Raw genomic sequence first — 18,196 nt, 5'->3', positions numbered from 1 at the left:
GGCCGCAAGGCCCAACAAACGAGGACCAAGAACAATGCAGCCCAATCTAAAATTCTCGCGCGGCGAATATGCGGATCGCCTCGCCAAGACCCGGAAGGCCATGGCAGCCAAGGGCGTCGATCTGCTTGTTGTCAGCGATCCGTCCAACATGGCCTGGCTGACCGGCTATGACGGCTGGTCGTTCTACGTGCACCAGGCCGTCATCGTGCCGCCGTCGGGCGAACCGGTGTGGTACGGGCGCGGCCAGGACGCCAACGGCGCCAAGCGCACCGCCTATCTCGCGCACGACAACATCGTCGGCTATGCCGACCATTATGTGCAGTCGACCGAACGCCACCCGATGGATTTTCTGTCGCAGGTGCTGGCCGATCGTGGCTGGGGCAAGCTCAGCATCGGTGTCGAGATGGACAATTACTGGTTCTCGGCCGCTGCCTTCGCATCGCTGCAGAAACATCTGCCCAATGCCCGCTTCGTCGACGCTACGGCACTCGTCAACTGGCAGCGCGCGGTGAAGAGCCCGACCGAGATCGATTACATGCGCAAGGCCGCCCGCATCGTCGAAGCGATGCACCAGCGCATCGTCGACAAGATCGAAGTCGGCATGCGCAAATGCGATCTGGTCGCCGAGATCTATGATGCCGGCACGCGCGGCGTCGACGGGCCAGAGGGAAAGATTGGCGGCGACTACCCGGCGATCGTGCCGCTGCTGCCGTCTGGCGCCGATGCGTCGGCGCCGCATCTGACCTGGGACGACCGGCCGATGAAGTCGGGCGAGGGCACCTTCTTCGAGATCGCCGGCTGCTACAACCGCTACCATTGTCCGCTTTCGCGGACTGTGTTCCTCGGTAAACCGACGCAGGAATTCCTCGATGCCGAAAAGGCGACACTGGAAGGCATGGAGGCGGGGTTGGCCGCGGCAAAGCCTGGCAATACATGCGAGGACATCGCCAACGCCTTCTTCGCGGTGCTGAAGAGATACGGCATCGTCAAGGACAACCGCACCGGCTATCCGATCGGGCTTTCCTATCCGCCGGACTGGGGCGAGCGCACGATGAGCCTGCGCCCCGGCGACCGCACCGAGCTGAAGCCGGGCATGACCTTCCATTTCATGACCGGCCTGTGGCTGGAGACGATGGGGCTGGAGATCACCGAGTCCATCCTGATCACCGAGACCGGGGTCGAGTGCCTGGCCAATGTGCCGCGCAAACTGGTGGTGAAGGGTTGAGCCCGATGTCCAGCCTTCGTCCATCGCCGATCACGCCAACCGTCGATTTCGACCGCGACGGCGTACAGCACGGCTTCCTGCGGCTGCCTTACAGCCGTGACGATTCGGCTTGGGGATCGGTGATGATCCCGATCTGCGTGATCCGCAACGGCAGCGGGCCAAGCGCATTGCTCACCGGCGGCAATCATGGCGACGAATATGAGGGGCCGCTGGCGCTCTACGATCTCGCCCGCACGCTCGATCCCAAGCAAGTCAGCGGCACGGTCATCATCGTGCCGGCAATGAACTATCCGGCGTTCCGCGCCGGCACCCGCACCTCGCCGATCGACAAGGGCAATTTGAACCGCAGCTTTCCCGGCAGGCCTGACGGCACGGTGACCGAGAAGATCGCCGATTATTTTCAACGTGAGTTGCTCCCCCGCGCAGACATCGCGCTCGACTTCCACTCCGGCGGCAAGACGCTCGACTTCGTGCCGTTCTGCGCCGCCCATATCCGGCCCGACAAGGAGTTGGAGGCGAAGGGGTTCGCCGCGGTCGAAGCGTTCTCGGCGCCGTGGTCGATGAAGATGCTGGAGATTGATGCGGTCGGCATGTTCGACACTGCCGCCGAAGAGATGGGCAAGCTGTTCATCACCACAGAGCTTGGCGGCGGTGGGACTGCCCGCGCGGAAACGGTGCGGATCGCCCGTCGTGGCGTGCTCAATGTGCTGCGCCATGCCGGCATTGTCGCCGGAGCGGTGGAGATGCAGCCGACCCGCTGGCTCGACATGCCGTCGGGCGATTGCTTCTCGTTTGCCGAAGACGAAGGGATGATCGAAACGATGATCGATCTCGGCGAGCCTGTCGAGGAGGGCCAGGTCTTGGCGCGCATCCATTCCACCGGCCGCACCGGTGCCGCACCTCAGGAGATCAGGGCAAGGATGTCGGGTCTATTGGCTGCCCGCCATTTCCCCGGACTGGTCAAGGCGGGCGACTGCACCGCAGTGGTCGCCGTGCTGGTCGATTGAAGGCAAGGCAATCGACACTGCTTGCGACAATGCTACTCGATCAGCAGCAGGCCGCGCTTCTTGTCGCCATCGCTATCGATTGTGTCCATGGCTGAGAACAGGCGCTCACGCTCGACCAGCCAAGGCTTGTAGTCCTCGTTTACATCGAGGACGAAGACCATGTCCTCGGCCTCCAGATATCCTCCGACCGGGGAAAAATGGCCAGCGCCGGCGCCGAAAATCTTCTCACGGGTAAAGTTGACGATGTAACGGCGGCCGGGATCGTTGGCGCGCTTCATGTGCTCGCGAAATGCATCGGCGCTCAGATTCCGAAGCACGGAGACTTTCCGCTTGGTGTTCGTTCGAGCGACCTCGGCAAGCTCATCCAGCGTGAGGCCGATGACGCAAAAGCCGGTCCAGCACATTCCTGTTCCCGCGAGGACTTCGGCTTCGGTTGTCTCCTCCTCGCCGATGGAGCGGAATGTGTTTGCGACACTTGCCGGGCCGCACCTTGATCCGTTTGATTGCCATGTGACCTCGGCACTGAAGGTGGCAGCCACGGGCAGCTTCCAGGCGCTGTCGATCAATTCAGCGGTGCGGCTAACCGACGACTGGATCGCGTCTTGTGAAACTCTGGACTGGCCGGCAATCAAAAGTGCGGCGCCGCCCAGCACGCCGACGACGGCGATCACAATCACACCGAAAGCGAGACTGCGCTTCATTGCTGAATCTCGGAGCAGGCAGCAACAGGAGAATGAAGAAAAGGCACAGCAACGTCAATCGGCGCCGCACCAGGCCAGTCGCGATCTGGTCCGGCAGCAACTGAAGCCGGCCGCTTGCCAAGCGGGCTGCCACCGCTCATCGCCGTGAGCGCTGCGTCTGGGAGAGTATGGATCAGGCAGGGAACTTCGCCGGTGAAAGGCGAGGTCGTTTCGCTAGCGCCAATAGCTGCTGCGCCTGCAAACCTCAGGCTTCCAGAGACGACCCAAATTACGACTTGCTCGGCGTAGGCGTCGCTAAAGGCGAACCTAACGAAGGCCAAGGAAGCTGAGTATCGCAATTACGATAACGACGGCCCCGACCAGCCAGATGATATTGTTCATGACAGCTCTCCTTTATCTTTGCCGCGAGCCTGTGGCGGCTCGCGATAATTATGGCGAACGCCCTCACGGCGTTCTCGTTCCAAACTGAGCCTAAGCCGCCAATTACTCTTTGGACCGGAGGCCCGCGCCTCTGGAGGAGCGCGGGCCGACCGGGATCCCGGTCCAGCAGCCAACATCCGGGAGATATTCGCTGTCACCCTACAATCGTTAGTATGCGCTAATGTTCCATCGCTCAGAAAAATACCGCGCCTACCGAGGGCCGGAAGCGATGGCGCCTCGGCCCGAAGCGCGGGCACTTCTGTGGACTCCTCGGTAATGGTGCCTATGTTCCTAATGCCGGCGAACTGCAGCATCGCCTGGCAACAGCAAAGGTGGGATGAAATCAGTTCTCAGAAACGTTCATCAGCAACACTCAATGTCTGCTGCCCGACACCTGGTGCCGATGACCAAACAACCTCCGGCGGTGGTCCTGAAAAATACCGTGCGCGACGCCGAGGAGACCGTATATGCCGGCCAAAGCGTATATTAACCGGATCGCGACAGCGGTGCCGGAGCACGAGGTTCATCAATTCTACCTGCGTTTCGCCGCCTCCATGCTTGCGGCCGGTCGCCGAAGAATTTTCGAACGCATGGTTGACGTTTCCGGCATCGAGCACCGCTATTCCTGCTTTGCACCTGCCGGCGACCCCGAAGGACCATCAGCAGATCTGGCCGGGAAGTTCATCCGGGGCGCCTTTCCTGGAACGGCCGAGAGAATGGCAATGTTCTGTCATGCCGCACCTGTTCTCGCGCAAAAAGGCGTCGACGGATTGGAGCTTGGTGGCGGCGCTTCCCGCATCACCCATCTCATCGTTACCACCTGCACCGGTTTTTCAGCGCCAGGCATCGACCTGGAGCTGGTTGGGCGATGCGGCCTGCCGGACACGGTCGAACGCACGATGATCGGTTTCATGGGCTGCTACGCGGCGATCAACGGCCTCAAGCTTGCCCGCCACATCGTCCGCTCCGACCCGCAGGCCAGGGTCCTGCTGGTCAATATCGAACTCTGCACGATGCATCTGCGGGAAACCAGTGAACTGGAAAAGCTGCTGTCGTTCTGCCTCTGGGGCGATGGCTGTGCGGCTGCGCTCGTCACTGCCGAGCCGCACGGCATCGAGCTCGAAAGCTTCTACGGCATCGTGGCGGGTGAGCGGCGGGATCTGATGAGCTGGAGCATTAGTGACCACGGCTTCGAAATGGTTCTTTCCGGCCAGGTCCCGGCAGCAATCCACGAAGCGTTGCGGAGCAATCACGACGCCATCCTCGGCGGTCGGCCGACCGAGGCGATCGATCTCTGGGCCGTGCACCCGGGGGGACGTTCGGTGCTCGACGCCGTCGAACGGGCCCTGGAACTCGCGCCCACCGCGCTGGAGCCTTCGCGCGAGGTGTTGCGCCGATATGGAAACATGTCGTCGGCGACCGTCATGTTCGTGATGAAAGAGATGTTGAAGGCGCCATCAGGCATGCTCGGCTGCGGCATGTCGTTCGGACCCGGGCTGGCGGCCGAAACCATGCTTTTCCGAACGGCGTCATGAGCAGCCTGGAGCACCGCCAGCTTGCGCCGGAAATCCTCGACGGACTTGCGGCCGACGATCCGCGAGCGCTTGCCGCGCGTCGTGACCTCCGTCGCATCAACGCGTTGATGTTTCAGGCCAGGATCATGGCATCGCTGCTGCAGAAATTCGTGCCGGGGCCACCGCGCCGGATTCTGGAGATCGGCGCCGGCGATGGCTCCTTCATGCTGGCGTTGGCGCATCGCATGGCCGGGCATTGGCCTGGGGTCGAACTGGTAATGCTCGACCGCGTCGACCTCATCACCGCGCAATTGCGTGCCGATTTCGACAGGCTGGGATGGATGGTCGAAGGCGTCACCGCCGATGTCTTCGACTGGGCGAGAAAGAATGCGGGCACGCGGTTCGACGCGATCACCGTCAATCTCTTTCTGCATCACTTCGACGATGGCGAGCTCGTGCGTCTGTTTTCGCTGATGGCGCCGAAGGCCCCGCTGCTGTTGGCGACAGAGCCGTTGCGGACCAAACTGGCATTGGCCGCGACCCGCCTTCTCCCGGCAATCGGCGCCAATGACGTCACACGAAACGACGCGGCTCAAAGTGTGCGTGCCGGCTTTCGCGGCAACGAGCTTTCCGGTCTCTGGCTCGCGGCAAACGGCAAACCGGTCGAGGAACGGCGCGCCGGCCTTTTTTCCCACATTTTCGTCGGCACCGGCGCCGGTCATGACCTATGACTCGATTGTCGACCCATGACGCGATCGTCATAGGCGCCGGCCCGGCGGGCACGTCCGTCGCGCTGACGCTGGCCCGGCGCGGATGGGCCGTGGCTATTGTGGAAAAGAGCGTGTTCCCGCGCCGCAAGGTCTGCGGCGAATATATATCGGCAAGCAATCTTGCGCTTCTGGACCAGCTGGAGATCGGCGAAGCGTGGCGTGCCAATGCCGGCCCCGAAATCCGCCGCGTCGGCTTGTTTTCCGGCGAGACCTGCGCCGAGGCGGCAATGCCTCCTGCAAAAGACTGGCCTCCTGCAAAAGATGGGCCTCCCGCAAAAGATGGGCCTTCTGCAAAAGATAGGCCCCGCGAGAAAAAAGATGGTTTCGGCCGGGCGCTTGGCCGGGATATTTTCGACTGTCTGCTTTTGCAGGCGGCGCGATCGGCGGGCGTCGAAATCTTTCAGCCTTGCCGCGCCGTCGCCATCGACCCAGATGGCGAGGCGCAATTGGTGGGAATTCAAGCCGGAAACGAAACGACGATGTTGCGCGCGCCGGTGATTGTCGCCGCACACGGCTCCTGGGAACCAGGACCGCTGCCCAGCCAGCTCGGAAAGACCAACCGCCCTTCGGACCTGTTCGGCTTCAAGGCGCATTTCACCGGGTCGTCCCTGGCGCCTGATTTGATGCCTCTGCTGGTGTTTCCTGGCGGTTATGGCGGCATGGTTTCGGCGGATCATGGCCGGCTGTCCATCTCGTGCTGCATTCGGCGCGATATGCTCGCACGGTTGCGCAAACACCCCAGGCACCAGAGCCATTTGTCGGCCGCCGAGGCGGTCTCCCGTCATCTGATGGAATCATGCCGGGGAGTAAGGGATGCGCTAGAGTCTGCTGACGCCGACGGGCCTTGGCTTGCCGCAGGTCCGATCCGGCCGGGAATTCGCTCCTGCTACGAACGCGACATCTTTCGCGTCGGCAATGCGGCCGGAGAGTCTCACCCTGTCATCGCCGAGGGCATCTCGATGGCGCTTCAGTCCGGCTGGCTGCTGGCCTGCGAACTCTCATGCGCGCCACGCGGCAGTGCAGGGCGCGAGATGGCCGGCAGACGCTACGAGGCGGCCTGGAAAAGTCTGTTTTCAACACGGCTCTACGCCGCCGCTGCAGTTGCCGCGATTGCCGTTAGTCCAGGCAGCGCAACCTGGATGGCGGCAATTATCCGGAATTTCCCGCAAGCGCTAACGTTGGGTGCGCAACTGAGCGGCAAGACAAAGCCGGTTCCCGGCTTTGTCTGACTGGTCGCGCGGTGCGCCACCACGGCCTCAGCGAGCCCTGGCCCCGTTACTCGGGGCAATCCTCTCTATCCGAGGTTGCAGTGCCACCGGCAGTGTTCTTATCAGCCTCCACTACGTCCTTGCACCGATCACTCATGCCGTCGCCGCCGTCGGTGGTTGAACCGGTTACGTTTGGATCGGCAGGAGTTGCGTTATCGGTACCGGGAGCCATGGTGCCAGTGCCTGTCCCGGTGGCCGCTCCCGGATCGTTGGCGCCGGATCCAGTGCCGTTTGATTGCGCGATCGCCGAAGTGGCAAGGGCAATGCTGAGTGTCGTTGCGGAAAGAATTTTTTTCATCATGGTCGGTCTCCATTAGAGCTGCATCGCTGGTTGCGATGATTATCCAACGAGCGTTTTTTGGAGTTGTTCCTTCAGACAGAAATCGTGATCGACGGTCGGGCCGAAGGCGATTCAAGCAGCAATGCTGGCAAACCGCGCCATGTTTTTCGGTTTCGATGGAACAACAACCACCGGCCACGGTTGGAAGCGCAGTCGTTCTACTCTAGCGGCTGTGACAGCCGATCGCACGGCATTCGGACAAAGGCCCGGCGCTTCCTCCCCGCCGGGCCTTTCTGTCGCTGGAGGAACTTTCACGGAATTTGGCCGAAACCGTGCGGCTGCCACGGTATTGAACTGCTGCCGTTCACGGCTCGTCGATATCCTGCCTCGAGGGGTTGCGCGAGAGGGCGCGGTCCTCTTCGTCGTCCGGCAGCGCCTCGTCGCTGTCCTGGTACGGATTGTCGTCGTCTTCCTCGGGCAGTTCAGCCTCTTTGTCGAGATCGTAACGGATGTCGCCGTTTCCCGGCACGCTGTCTGGTAGAATTTTACTGCCTTTGATCGCGTCCCAATCCTGCTGTTCGATGGTCGGGCCTTCGGATGGATCGTCGGGTTTTCTGCGCGGTGCCATCAGAGCTCTCCTCTGCACTGGTTGCTGTACGCCTAACTCCGCGGACCGCTGCGTAGTTCCTCCGATCGAACCGACGAGATCGTCTAGAGCGATCCAGCACTCATTTCGGCTTGGCCTGCCGGCGGCTTTTAGCTCAATGAGAGCTGACCGTTATGCGGGTTGCGCAATGCCGGCCAGAGCGATCATGAACTTGCGCGACTTCTAATATAAAGGCAGACTTGGAAACGGGTGGAGGGAAAACGGCTCAAAACATCGGGAGGAAAGCCATGGATAGCATGAGCCTCACCACGCTTGAACGCGGCAAGACGACGGTCGATGCCGCGGCCCTGGAGGCGCTTTCGGCACAATTGCGCGGCACCGTGCTGAGGGAAGGCGACGCCGCCTATGACGACGCACGCAGCGTCTGGAACGCCATGATCGACCGGCGGCCCGGGCTGATCGTGCGCTGTGCCGGTGCCGCCGACGTTATCGCCGCCGTCAATTTTGCCAGGGAAAACAGGCTGCTCGTCGCGGTTCGCGGCGGTGGCCACAACATCGCCGGCAGCGCCGTCTGCGACGGCGGCCTGATGATCGATCTGTCGCCGATGAAGTCGGTGCGGGTCGATCCGGCGACGCGGCGGGCATGGGTGGAACCTGGCGCGACGCTCGCCGACGTCGACGCGGAAACACAGGCCTTCGGACTGGCGGTGCCGACCGGCATCAACTCGACGACCGGCATTTCGGGCCTGACGCTGGGCGGCGGCTTCGGCTGGATCACGCGGAAGTTCGGCCTGACTATCGACAATCTTCTCTGCGCTGACGTGGTTACCGCCGAGGGCAAACTGCTGCGCGCCAGCCAGACCGAGAATCCGGATCTGTTCTGGGCGCTGCGCGGTGGCGGCGGCAATTTCGGCATCGTCACGGCTTTCGAGTTCAAGCTCCACCAAGTCGGTCCGCAGGTGCTGTCGGGGCTTGTCGTTCATCCCTTCGCCGATGCCGAAAACGTGTTGCGGGAATACCGAGCGGCGCTCGAAGCAGCGCCCAATGAGCTGACCTGCTGGGCGGTCATGCGGCAGGCGCCGCCGCTGCCGTTCCTGCCGGCCGAATGGCATGGCAAGGAGGTGCTGGTCCTGGCCATGTGCTATTGCGGCGACCTTCAGGAGGGTGAGAAGGCGACACAGAGGCTTCGCGCCATCGGCACACCGATTGCAGACGTGGTCGGTCCCAACCCGTTCACCGGCTGGCAGAAGGCATTCGATCCGTTGCTGACGCCTGGCGCCCGCAACTATTGGAAGAGCCATGACTTCACCGAGCTTTCCGACAGCGCGGTGGAGGTCGTCACGGCGGCGATACCCAGGCTTCCCGGCCCCGAATGCGAGATTTTCATCGGCCATGTCGGCGGTGCCGCGGGCCGGGTGACAGCGGATGCAACGGCGTTTCCGCAACGCAGCGCGCACTACGTCATGAATGTCCACGCCCGCTGGCGCGAACCGGAAATGGACCAGGCCTGCATCGACTGGGCGCGGGGTCTCTATGAAGCAGCCAAGCCCTATGCCGCCGGCACGGCCTATGTGAACTTCATGCCCGGGGACGAGGTCGACAGGGTCGAAGCAGCCTATGGCGGCAACTATCGGCGGCTGCTGGAAATCAAGCAGCGATATGATCCGCTGAACCTGTTCCGCATGAACCAGAATTTGCGGCCGATGGAAGCGCAGCGTGCCGCATAGTCTGCGCAGGTATGACAAGGCCCGCGCCTCCAACGGAGGACGCGGGCCTCGTTTCGGATCATGCGCTGGCAGGTGTCAGCCTTTAGCTGACGCCGCCCAGGCAAGGTCTAATCCTTTCGCTTTGTTGACTCGGCCTGCAAAAACGGGCAGCAAAGCCTGGCATGGAGGGCATTTCCGCTATTTTCATAGTTTTGGAGGGAGCCTTTTTTGACATAGACCTTCGCCTAATCGGCGATCGGTAGAGGGATTGGTTAACCAAGTTTGTCCATCTTTTGATTCAATCGGCAACAGACGTGAAGCGTGCCGGGGGGCACCAGGCGACTGTGATTGTGACGGCTGCGAGCCCGCATGCCGCAAGGCCGATTGAGGTTTGGTTGTATGGCGTTGATGCGTTTGAATAACCGGGGTGACAATCCTGATAGTGGATTGCCCTCGATGAGGCTCGGCCTGCGCTGGGTCGCGATTCCCGTTGTTGGCGCTGCGATCGCGCTGTGGTCGGCTGCCACAGTGGCCGGCCTCCATTCGCTGGGAACTTCGCTCACCGCCGCCTCCAACAGTTTTCCGCAAAACCTGCTCGCGCCGCGCTCCATGGCGCTCGCCGATCCCCGACACACACTTGTCAATCCACGGGCCAATTGGTGGGCGCCGTCATTGGCAAGCCGGCAGCGTGAGGCGTCGCTGCTCGGCCGATGCAATGCCGGCTGCGCGCAGGCCGCCGCGAGCTTCGAGCATGAAGGCAAGGTAGCGCGTCTCAAGCCGTTAGCGCGGCCGGATGCTGTGCAGCTTGTCGCCGAAATCTCACCGCAATCGCGCTTCGACAGGGTGGTGGCGAATGCGGCGCTATCGCCGGAAAAGATTGCTGCTGCCTTTGCCCGCGCCTCCGGCGGGGCCGCGCCGTTTGCGGTCGTCAGTCTGCCGACGGGCCAGCGCTTTGCGGAGCCGGTGCGCCTGGCCGATCAGCATGGTCCCGCGTCGGTGCGCTTCGGGCCCGAGATTGCGGAAATCGACCGATCCTCCCGGCTGGCGCTGGCGCTGGCGCTTGCGAATGCATTGCCGGAAGCGATGATCGACGTGCTGCCGCAGGCGACGACGGCCGATTCTGCTGCCACGCAAGAGGGCGAGGTGCAGATGGCGTCGCTACCGCCGCAGGACGCAATGCCCGGCAGCGTTCCCTTGCCGACTTGGCGTCCGCAGGCGGAAATCGACCAGTCAGACGAGGCGTCCGAGGTCAACGCACCCGAGGTTAGGGCACCCGAGGTTAGGGCACCCGAGGTTAGGGCACCCGAGGTTAGGGCACCCAAGGCCAATGCGCCCAAGGTCCAGGCATCGAGGGCCGCCAAGGCCCAGTCTCAGCCATCCAAAGCCAACAAGGTGGAGACCGCCGCCGCGCCGCAGGTCGAGATGCCCCGGGCGCCAGCCTTGTCGCCGAGGAGTTCGTCACCGGCGGCGAAACCAAGCATGCAAGAGGACATGCAGGGCAGCCCGGGCATGCAGGGCAGCCGGGGCATGCAAAGCAGCCCGGGCAAGCCGGCCAAGCGATCGAAGGCCGCAGACATGCTGGCCTATGCCAAACCCGACAGCCCGGCGGGCGGCGGCGGGGTCTTCGGCAACCTGTTCACCAAGCCCGGCAGCGGCGTCGCCGTCTACGACATCTCGGCGAAAACCGTCTATATGCCGGACGGCTCGCGGCTCGAGGCGCATTCGGGACTGGGCTCGATGGCCGACCAGCCTCGCTACGCCAATCGCAAGAATGCCGGCCCGACACCGCCTCACACCTACGATCTGAGGCTGCGCGAATCGCGTTTCCATGGGGTGGAGGCGCTGCGTCTCACTCCTATCGACGGCAAGAACAAATTTGGCCGGGACGGCTTTCTTGCGCACACCTACCTGCTGCGCGGCCGCCGCGGGGAATCGAGCGGCTGCGTCGTCTTCAAGGACTACGCCAGCTTCCTCGCCGCGTTCAAGAAGGGAAAGATCAAACGCCTCGTCGTGCGCGGCTAGCCCGAGCCGGCGTGACATCCAATCTCCCCCTGTGGGGGGAGATGTTCGGCAGGACAGAGAGGGGCGCTGTCCCGCGGACTTCCAGCCAATTGTCAGCAGCCAGCCTCGAAACCGTTTTCAATCCCGGCTGAGGATACTATGACTGACCGGGCCGGGGCGGCGGCTTCAACCGATCAAGAGGATGTCATGACGATACGCGCTGTCGTTTGGGGCGAGAATATCCATGAGCGGACCAATGAGGTGGTGGCAGGGATCTACCCCGAGGGCATGCACGCAACGATCGCCGATGCGCTGAGGCTCGACCCCGAAATTTCCGTGTCCTGGGCGACGCTTGAGCAACCGGAGCATGGCCTGCCGGCCGACCGTTTGGCGCAAACCGATGTCCTCGTGTGGTGGGGACACAAGGACCATGGCGCCGTCGCCGACGAAGTCGTCGAGCGCGTGGCGCGCCGCGTCTGGCAAGGCATGGGATTGATCGTGCTTCATTCCGGCCATTTCTCGAAGATCTTCAAGACGCTGATGGGCACGCCCTGCACGCTGAAATGGCGCGAGGCCGGCGAGCGCGAGCGGCTCTGGGTGACGAGCCCCAACCACCCGATCGCTGCCGGGATCGGCGAGTATTTCGAGCTCGAGAACGAGGAGATGTATGGCGAGCAGTTCGCCGTGCCGGAACCGCTGGAAACGGTTTTCATCTCCTGGTTCCAGGGCGGCGAAGTGTTCCGGTCGGGGCTGACCTGGCGCCGCGGCGCCGGCAACATCTTCTATTTCAGGCCCGGCCATGAGACCTATCCGACCTATCACGACGCGAATGTCCAAAAAGTGCTGCGCAATGCGGTGAAATGGGCGCACAACCCGCAGGGCTCGCATCCAGCCATCCTCGACGCGCCGAACGTGCCGGTGGAAAAGGCGCTCGAGCCGATCACCGAGCGCGGCGGAAAACTCCATGCCGCGGGCGAAGCCGGGTTTCGCTAGACCGCTATCACGAAGCTTCGGTTCTGAAAAATCGAACAAGAAGATAAGGCCTCATCCTAAGGATAAGAATCATGCGTCTCCTGATACTCGGCACCGGCTGGATGGCGGAGGAACACGCTAGGCAGTTCAGCAGGATCGAAGGCGTCGAATTGGTCGGCGCCGTCGATCTCGACCGCGCGCGTGTCGAAAAGTTTTCGGACAGCTACGCAATCCCCAACAGGTTCGCGTCGCTGGAAGACGCGCTCGCATGGGACAAGTTCGACGCGGTGGCGAACGTGACGCCAGACCGCATCCACCATCCGACCACCATGATGCTGATCGCGGCGGGCAAGCCGGTGCTGTGCGAAAAACCGCTGGCCGAAAATTACCAGCGGGCCAGTGAAATGGCCGATGCCGCCGAGCAAGCCGGCATCATCAACATGGTCAACCTGACCTATCGCAACGTCGCCCCGCTGCAACGGGCGCGCGCCATGGTGCTTGCCGGCGAGATCGGCACGGTCAGGCACGTCGAAGCGTCCTATCTGCAGAGTTGGCTGGTTTCCAAGTTCTGGGGCGACTGGCGTACCGATCCGAAATGGCTGTGGCGGCTGTCGCGCGGCCACGGCTCCAATGGCGTGCTGGGCGATGTCGGCATCCATATCCTCGATTTCGCCAGCTATGGCGCGGCGCTCGACATCGACCATGTGTTCTGCCGCCTCAGGTCCTTCGACAAGGCGCCCGGCAACCGGATCGGCGAGTACGAGCTCGACGCCAATGACAGCTTCACCATGGCGCTGGATTTCAGCAACGGCGCCTTCGGCGTCGTCCATGCCAGCCGCTGGGCAACCGGTCATCTCAACGAATTGCGGCTGCGCATTTATGGCGACAAGGGTGGGATCGAGGTCGTGCACAATCTGACCGGCTCGGAGCTGAAAGCGTGCATGGGCGAGAACATCGAGAACGCAAAATGGAAGGGTCTCGATGCCGGAACGGTGGCGACCAACTACCAGCGCTTCGTTGATGCGGTGCGCAGCGGCGTTCAAGCCGAGCCGTCGTTCCGCCACGCGGCCGAATTGCAGAAGGTTCTCGATCTTGCCGTGGTGTCGGATCAGAAGAGGGCGGAGCTGAGGGCCCATGCCGAAACCCATTGATGTTCGCTGAAAGGGGCCAGCCATGGTCACGCGCCGCGCCCAATGTTCCTGCGGTCAGCTGTCAGCCACCTGTTCGGGCGAGCCTGTACGCGTCTCTGTCTGCCATTGCCTGGCCTGCAAGCGGCGCACCGGCAGCGCGTTCAGCTTCAATGCGCGGTTTGCGGAGAATGATGTGTCGATCCAGGGACGAGCGGCGGAGTTCACGCGCGTTGGCGACGAAGGCGGCCGTGTCATCTACAGTTTCTGCCCGGATTGCGGCACCACTGTCCATTACCGGATCGATGTCCAGCCCGGTCTGGTCGCCATTCCGGTGGGGGCTTTCGCCGACCCATCGTTCCCGCCGCCCTTCCTGTCCTTCTATCACGACAGCCGGCGCTGCGAGTGGGTCGAGGTCCGCACTGAGCCTCTGGCGACGTTCGGCTGAAGCCGTCGGCCACCTTCGGCTGACGTTTTTGGACGGTTCAGCCTGCTGATCCAGGGCGAGCCAACGATCGCTTGTTCGATGAATTGGAACCGTCCACACTCTCCACGCATTCGATGGACTGTGAACACGATGACTTCCAACAATGATCTGGGCAGCAATGACCGGGGTGGATCACCGGCAGGCTGGACGATCAAGCTCGGAGAGTCGCCTATAGTCGGTACAGCTATCCACAGCGGCACCGACGTTGGCAGGGCTTGTCGATCGCTCATGTGTCTCTCCGATCCCGACCGGCGTAGAGAAGAGGACCCGTTCACCGAGCGTTTCATCGCCGATTTTCCTACCCAGATCATCGTTCATCGGTCACGCTTCCAAGTGGATCTGAACCGTGCGCGAGACGCTGCGGTCTACCGGTCGCCGGACCAGTCCTGGGGCCTGAAAGTCTGGCGAGAGCAGCCGGACGAGGACATCGTTACGGAGTCTCTCTCCTTTCACGACGCCTTCTACAGTGAGCTGAACCGTGTCCTTGCCGGTATCGAGAAGCGCCATGGCAGGTTCGTTCTCATCGACGTCCATAGTTATAATCACCGGCGCGACGGACGGGAGGCTATGCCTACGTCCCGTGACGTCGCGCCCGACATCAACATCGGTACGTCTTCCATGGACCGCGAGCGCTGGGCACCGGTCGTCGACGCTTTCATCGAGACGCTTCGCGGCCAGCGTCTCAACGGAGAGCCGATCGATGTGCGCGAGAATGTGTCCTTCCAGGGCAAGGGCGAACAGACCCGTTTCGTCCATGCCAATTTTCCGGAAACCGGGTGTGCCATCGCCGTCGAGTTCAAGAAGATTTTCATGGACGAATGGAGTGGCGAACCCGACTGGGGAACAATCGAGCGGCTGCGCGCCATGCTGGCGTCTACGATGCCCGTCCTGGAGTCGGCGCTGCGGGCCATGCGATGAAGCCCAAGCTCGTTGAACCCGCGCCTCCATTGGCGCAAATCGAATCGGACCTGGACGCGCTTTTGCGGGACGGCAAGCCAATCCGCCGCGATTTCGGCAATGGCAACCGTTTGCACATGGATCGGCCGCTGCCCTTTCTGTGTGTCCATGTTGGGTCGCATCAGGATGCGGCATTCCATGCCGTCTCCGCCAACGCGTCCTATCTGATCGCGGCCGACATCGGCCTCGCCCGCGAGGCCGCGCGGCTGGTGGTGCGAAGGCTGCGCGATCACTGCGGCGCCTTCCTCATGCTGGACATCGGCGAGTTGGCCGAAGACCGGTTCCTGACCGAGGATGTTCCGTTCCTGCCGCCCTTCGAGATTGCGCTGGCCTGCGGCGACACGGCGGCGGAGAAGGCGGCACTGAAGCGCTTCGCCACCGCTGCGTCCGCACGCGAGGCAAAATACCGCACGCCCCGCGTCGACGAACTCAACCCCACCACACGCGCCGAAGCACGGCTTCTGGATGATCTCGGTGATGCGGCGTGCTTGACGGTACGCTTCGCACCGATTTACCGGGTGCCTGGCACCAAGCGCGTCTACCCCGAACTCCACGACCTTGTCGTCGCCAACATGGTCGATTCCGCGCTTCAGGCCGTCAGCGCCTTCCTGAAGGCATCAAGGCTGGAACAGCCGGCAACCCATCGTTCGCTGGGGCGGCGCGCCTATATCGACGCAGTGGTGCGCGCTGATCGGGCGATCGACAACGTCGCGTCGACATTCGATTTTCTGCTTGCCGTCACACCGATCAATGCCGAACCAGCCTGGCTGGAATTCCAGGCAGGCGCCTTCGAGCGTGTGCCCGTACTGCTCTACAGGCCGCTCGAGTTCGAGGTCGCCGGCCAGAAACGGAAGCTCTATTCGGTCTCGCTCGATCATCTGGAAGATCCGCTGCTGACCACGCTGCTCTCGCAAAAGCAGCAGGAACTCGATCTCCAGCTGTCGATGCTCGCGGCGCGCGAAACGCCCCGCTTCGTCGAACTCGGACGAGCTCTCTATGGTAGCGTCGAGCCGAGCCTGGCGGCGCGAGCACGCGCCATTCTCGAAAAGGCGCCTAGCGTTGCGTCGGCCACCCGGCAGAAGGGCCTGGGCGCCGACGCCGTTGCCGCGGCCGCGCGAGACATGATCGCCGGATACCGGGCCGCCTACCCCAAATTCGATGCTTCCGTGGAGATCCGCGGCGACCTGCCGGCCGGCCTCCTGGTCTCGCGAAACCGACTGCTGGTTTCGCGCGATACCAACCTTCCACCGGAGCGTCTGACTGCGCTGCTCAGTCACGAGATCGGTGTCCATCTGCTGACCTATTTCAACGGTGACGCGCAGGGGCTCGCCATCTTCCGCAACGGGCTCGCCGGCTATGAGGGCATGCAGGAGGGACTGGCCGTGCTGGCGGAATATCTGGTCGGCGGCATGACCGCAGCGCGGTTGAGGCTGATCGCGGCCAGGGTTATCGCCTGTCAGGCGATGCTCGACGGAGCAACATTCGAGGAGACCTTCCGCATCCTCCACAGGGATTTCGGTCTCGACGATCGCGGCGCCTTCAACGTCGTTCTGCGTGTCTATCGAGGCGGGGGCCTTGCAAAGGACGCCATCTATCTGCGGGGCATGGTGCAGATCCTCGATCATCTGAAGGACGGCGGCAGCCTCACGCCGTTTTGGATCGGCAAGATCTCCGCCGCGGATTTCGGAGCGATCCAGGAACTCAACGCGCGCGGCTTGCTGCGGGCGCCGCGCCTCGAGCCCGCGTTCCTCTCTTCCGACGCGGCGCGTCCGCGTCTCAAGAGAGCGATGGCGGGAATCGGTCCGATCGATATGGTTGAAACTTGAGCGGAGTCTCCTCGATGCGCATCGCGTTCTTTGTCAATTCCATTGAGAGCGAGACGCCCGCCTACACGACGACAGCGTTGGCGCTGGCCGCCGTCCAGCGCGGTCATTCCGTTGTCTATGTTGAACCAGGCGACTTCATACTGCGTCCGGATGACGGTCTGGCTGTCAGCGTGGCGGTTCTGCCGGATGCTTCCTACAAGACGTCCGACAGACTGCATGCTGCCCTGAAGGATGCAGCGAAGCAGAAAAAGACTTTGGCGATAAGCGATATCGACATTGTGTTTCTGCGCAACGATCCATCGCTGGACGCCACCGATCGGCCATGGGCCGCCAACGCAGGCGTTATGTTCGGGCGGATCGCGGCGGCTCGCGGCGCGATTGTCGTCAACGATCCGGATGGCCTGGGACAAGCACAGAGCAAGCTCTACCTTCAGTCTTTTCCCGAGGCGGTCAGGCCGGCTACCCTGATATCGCGCAGCATTACCGAGATCCGCGCATTTATCGACAAACACTCGAAGGGCTGCATCGTCAAGCCACTCCAAGGATCGGGTGGCAAGAACGTCTTCCATATTGCAACGCCCACCGATTCCAACCTCAACCAGATTTTCGAAGCGGCCAGTGGTGACGGCTATCTCATCGCGCAGGTCTACATTCCGGAGGCCAAGGCTGGTGACGTGCGTCTTTTCTTGATGAACGGTCTGCCGCTGGTGCGCGACGGCAATTACGCAGCCTTTCGCCGCGTTCCAGCCAAGGGCGACGTCCGGTCCAATATCCATGCCGCTGGAACAGCCCGCAAAGTCAAGGTAACGGGCACGATGTTGGGCATTGCCGAGATGGTGCGCCCCAAATTGATCAATGATGGCATGTTTCTGGTTGGGCTCGACATCGTCGGAGAAAAACTTCTGGAGATCAACGTCTTCACGCCAGGCGGGCTGACACGGCTCGCCGTCATGTACAAGACGGATTTTGCCACAAGCGTCATCATTGCGCTGGAGGAGAAGCGGACGCTGCGTCAAGCCTATGGAAAGTCCATGACAAATTCGCGGCTGGCGACGCTCTGAGGGATGCAGGCAGGCCGGCTAGCAGGCCAACTAGGCCGGCAAGTGGGTTGAGGTTCGCACTGAGACTCTGGCGACATTCGGCTGAAGACGCCGGCCGGGTCTTTCCAGACTAGGGCAGAATCCAATCACTCTGAACGACTGAGTTCAATCCTTGTCTGCCTTCGTTCGGAGAACTTCTACGGCAAGTTCTGACCGATAGTGTTGAAAAAGTCCGGGTTGCAGCGGTCCTGAAGCACTGATTCAATCTTCGTTGTAAGAGGAGATTGA

The 18,196-nt window shown here is 62.4% G+C and carries 16 protein-coding genes; 13 read left to right on the top strand and 3 right to left on the bottom strand.

Annotated features, from left to right (window positions below):
- Nucleotides 1–34 precede the first annotated feature (34 nt).
- Nucleotides 35–1,225, top strand: a complete 1,191-nt coding sequence (doeA, locus tag AC0L15_RS28615; protein WP_287238636.1) for an ectoine hydrolase DoeA — start codon at nt 35–37, stop codon at nt 1,223–1,225.
- Nucleotides 1,226–1,230: 5 nt separating this feature from the next.
- A complete protein-coding gene (gene doeB, locus AC0L15_RS28610) occupies nt 1,231–2,232 on the top strand; it encodes a N(2)-acetyl-L-2,4-diaminobutanoate deacetylase DoeB (RefSeq protein ID WP_473497839.1) in 1,002 nt (333 codons plus the stop codon).
- Between the two features lie 32 nt (nt 2,233–2,264).
- Here the strand turns inward: doeB and AC0L15_RS28605 are convergent, their stop codons facing one another.
- The gene (locus tag AC0L15_RS28605; protein WP_287250135.1) at nt 2,265–2,933 is read right to left on the bottom strand and encodes a phytochelatin synthase family protein; all 669 of its coding nucleotides are present in this window, start codon (nt 2,931–2,933) and stop codon (nt 2,265–2,267) included.
- An 887-nt stretch (nt 2,934–3,820) separates the two neighbouring features.
- On the opposite strand from AC0L15_RS28605, the gene AC0L15_RS28600 reads away from it, so the two are divergent.
- From AC0L15_RS28600 to AC0L15_RS28590, 3 genes are read left to right on the top strand one after another with little or no spacing between them, the layout of a single operon-like run.
- A complete protein-coding gene (locus AC0L15_RS28600; protein WP_473497837.1) occupies nt 3,821–4,888 on the top strand; it encodes a type III polyketide synthase in 1,068 nt (355 codons plus the stop codon).
- Nucleotides 4,885–5,598, top strand: coding sequence for a methyltransferase domain-containing protein (locus tag AC0L15_RS28595; protein ID WP_287250131.1), 714 nt, complete (start codon nt 4,885–4,887; stop codon nt 5,596–5,598). Before AC0L15_RS28600 ends, AC0L15_RS28595 begins: the two co-directional genes overlap by 4 nt.
- Nucleotides 5,595–6,866, top strand: coding sequence for an NAD(P)/FAD-dependent oxidoreductase (locus AC0L15_RS28590; RefSeq protein ID WP_287250128.1), 1,272 nt, complete (start codon nt 5,595–5,597; stop codon nt 6,864–6,866). The genes AC0L15_RS28595 and AC0L15_RS28590 overlap by 4 nt, the downstream gene beginning before the upstream one ends.
- Nucleotides 6,867–6,912: 46 nt before the next feature.
- Here AC0L15_RS28590 and AC0L15_RS28585 read toward each other — a convergent pair whose 3' ends face one another.
- Together AC0L15_RS28585 and AC0L15_RS28580 are read right to left on the bottom strand one after the other, a co-directional pair.
- Entirely contained in the window at nt 6,913–7,206 is a 294-nt protein-coding gene (locus tag AC0L15_RS28585) for a hypothetical protein (RefSeq protein WP_287250126.1), read from the bottom strand.
- 343 nt (nt 7,207–7,549) lie between these two features.
- A complete protein-coding gene (locus AC0L15_RS28580; protein ID WP_473497834.1) occupies nt 7,550–7,813 on the bottom strand; it encodes a hypothetical protein in 264 nt (87 codons plus the stop codon).
- A 266-nt stretch (nt 7,814–8,079) separates the two neighbouring features.
- Between AC0L15_RS28580 and AC0L15_RS28575 the strand changes: the two genes are divergently transcribed.
- From AC0L15_RS28575 to AC0L15_RS28540, 8 genes are all read left to right on the top strand, one after another.
- Nucleotides 8,080–9,519, top strand: coding sequence for an FAD-binding oxidoreductase (locus tag AC0L15_RS28575; RefSeq protein WP_287250124.1), 1,440 nt, complete (start codon nt 8,080–8,082; stop codon nt 9,517–9,519).
- Between the two features lie 435 nt (nt 9,520–9,954).
- Nucleotides 9,955–11,520 (top strand): DUF2778 domain-containing protein, encoded by a 1,566-nt coding sequence (locus AC0L15_RS28570; protein ID WP_287250122.1) that lies wholly within the window; start codon nt 9,955–9,957, stop codon nt 11,518–11,520.
- A gap of 186 nt (nt 11,521–11,706) precedes the next feature.
- Nucleotides 11,707–12,492, top strand: coding sequence for a ThuA domain-containing protein (locus AC0L15_RS28565; protein WP_287250120.1), 786 nt, complete (start codon nt 11,707–11,709; stop codon nt 12,490–12,492).
- A gap of 71 nt (nt 12,493–12,563) precedes the next feature.
- Entirely contained in the window at nt 12,564–13,622 is a 1,059-nt protein-coding gene (locus AC0L15_RS28560) for a Gfo/Idh/MocA family protein (protein ID WP_287250119.1), read from the top strand.
- A 22-nt stretch (nt 13,623–13,644) separates the two neighbouring features.
- Nucleotides 13,645–14,046 carry a GFA family protein gene (locus AC0L15_RS28555; RefSeq protein ID WP_287250118.1) on the top strand — a complete coding sequence of 134 codons (402 nt, stop codon included), beginning with the start codon at nt 13,645–13,647 and terminating at the stop codon, nt 14,044–14,046.
- Nucleotides 14,047–14,175: 129 nt separating this feature from the next.
- The gene (locus tag AC0L15_RS28550) at nt 14,176–15,003 is read left to right on the top strand and encodes an N-formylglutamate amidohydrolase (protein WP_287250177.1); all 828 of its coding nucleotides are present in this window, start codon (nt 14,176–14,178) and stop codon (nt 15,001–15,003) included.
- Nucleotides 15,000–16,868 (top strand): flavohemoglobin expression-modulating QEGLA motif protein, encoded by a 1,869-nt coding sequence (locus tag AC0L15_RS28545; protein WP_353813161.1) that lies wholly within the window; start codon nt 15,000–15,002, stop codon nt 16,866–16,868. Before AC0L15_RS28550 ends, AC0L15_RS28545 begins: the two co-directional genes overlap by 4 nt.
- Nucleotides 16,869–16,882: 14 nt before the next feature.
- The gene (locus AC0L15_RS28540) at nt 16,883–17,929 is read left to right on the top strand and encodes a glutathione synthetase (protein WP_287250114.1); all 1,047 of its coding nucleotides are present in this window, start codon (nt 16,883–16,885) and stop codon (nt 17,927–17,929) included.
- Nucleotides 17,930–18,196 lie beyond the last annotated feature (267 nt).

This window comes from Mesorhizobium sp. WSM4846 (assembly GCF_055811415.1).
Note: the sequence above shows the minus strand (reverse complement) of the source record. Positions and strands in the feature narration are given on the sequence as shown.

Coding starts and splice junctions, on each gene's coding strand:
- doeA (WP_287238636.1), top strand. CDS start 35: ATGCAGCCCAATCTAAAATTCTCGCGCGGCGAATATGCGGATCGCCTC.
- doeB (WP_473497839.1), top strand. CDS start 1,231: ATGTCCAGCCTTCGTCCATCGCCGATCACGCCAACCGTCGATTTCGAC.
- AC0L15_RS28605 (WP_287250135.1), bottom strand. CDS start 2,933: ATGAAGCGCAGTCTCGCTTTCGGTGTGATTGTGATCGCCGTCGTCGGC.
- AC0L15_RS28600 (WP_473497837.1), top strand. CDS start 3,821: ATGCCGGCCAAAGCGTATATTAACCGGATCGCGACAGCGGTGCCGGAG.
- AC0L15_RS28595 (WP_287250131.1), top strand. CDS start 4,885: ATGAGCAGCCTGGAGCACCGCCAGCTTGCGCCGGAAATCCTCGACGGA.
- AC0L15_RS28590 (WP_287250128.1), top strand. CDS start 5,595: ATGACTCGATTGTCGACCCATGACGCGATCGTCATAGGCGCCGGCCCG.
- AC0L15_RS28585 (WP_287250126.1), bottom strand. CDS start 7,206: ATGATGAAAAAAATTCTTTCCGCAACGACACTCAGCATTGCCCTTGCC.
- AC0L15_RS28580 (WP_473497834.1), bottom strand. CDS start 7,813: ATGGCACCGCGCAGAAAACCCGACGATCCATCCGAAGGCCCGACCATC.
- AC0L15_RS28575 (WP_287250124.1), top strand. CDS start 8,080: ATGGATAGCATGAGCCTCACCACGCTTGAACGCGGCAAGACGACGGTC.
- AC0L15_RS28570 (WP_287250122.1), top strand. CDS start 9,955: ATGAGGCTCGGCCTGCGCTGGGTCGCGATTCCCGTTGTTGGCGCTGCG.
- AC0L15_RS28565 (WP_287250120.1), top strand. CDS start 11,707: ATGACGATACGCGCTGTCGTTTGGGGCGAGAATATCCATGAGCGGACC.
- AC0L15_RS28560 (WP_287250119.1), top strand. CDS start 12,564: ATGCGTCTCCTGATACTCGGCACCGGCTGGATGGCGGAGGAACACGCT.
- AC0L15_RS28555 (WP_287250118.1), top strand. CDS start 13,645: ATGGTCACGCGCCGCGCCCAATGTTCCTGCGGTCAGCTGTCAGCCACC.
- AC0L15_RS28550 (WP_287250177.1), top strand. CDS start 14,176: ATGACTTCCAACAATGATCTGGGCAGCAATGACCGGGGTGGATCACCG.
- AC0L15_RS28545 (WP_353813161.1), top strand. CDS start 15,000: ATGAAGCCCAAGCTCGTTGAACCCGCGCCTCCATTGGCGCAAATCGAA.
- AC0L15_RS28540 (WP_287250114.1), top strand. CDS start 16,883: ATGCGCATCGCGTTCTTTGTCAATTCCATTGAGAGCGAGACGCCCGCC.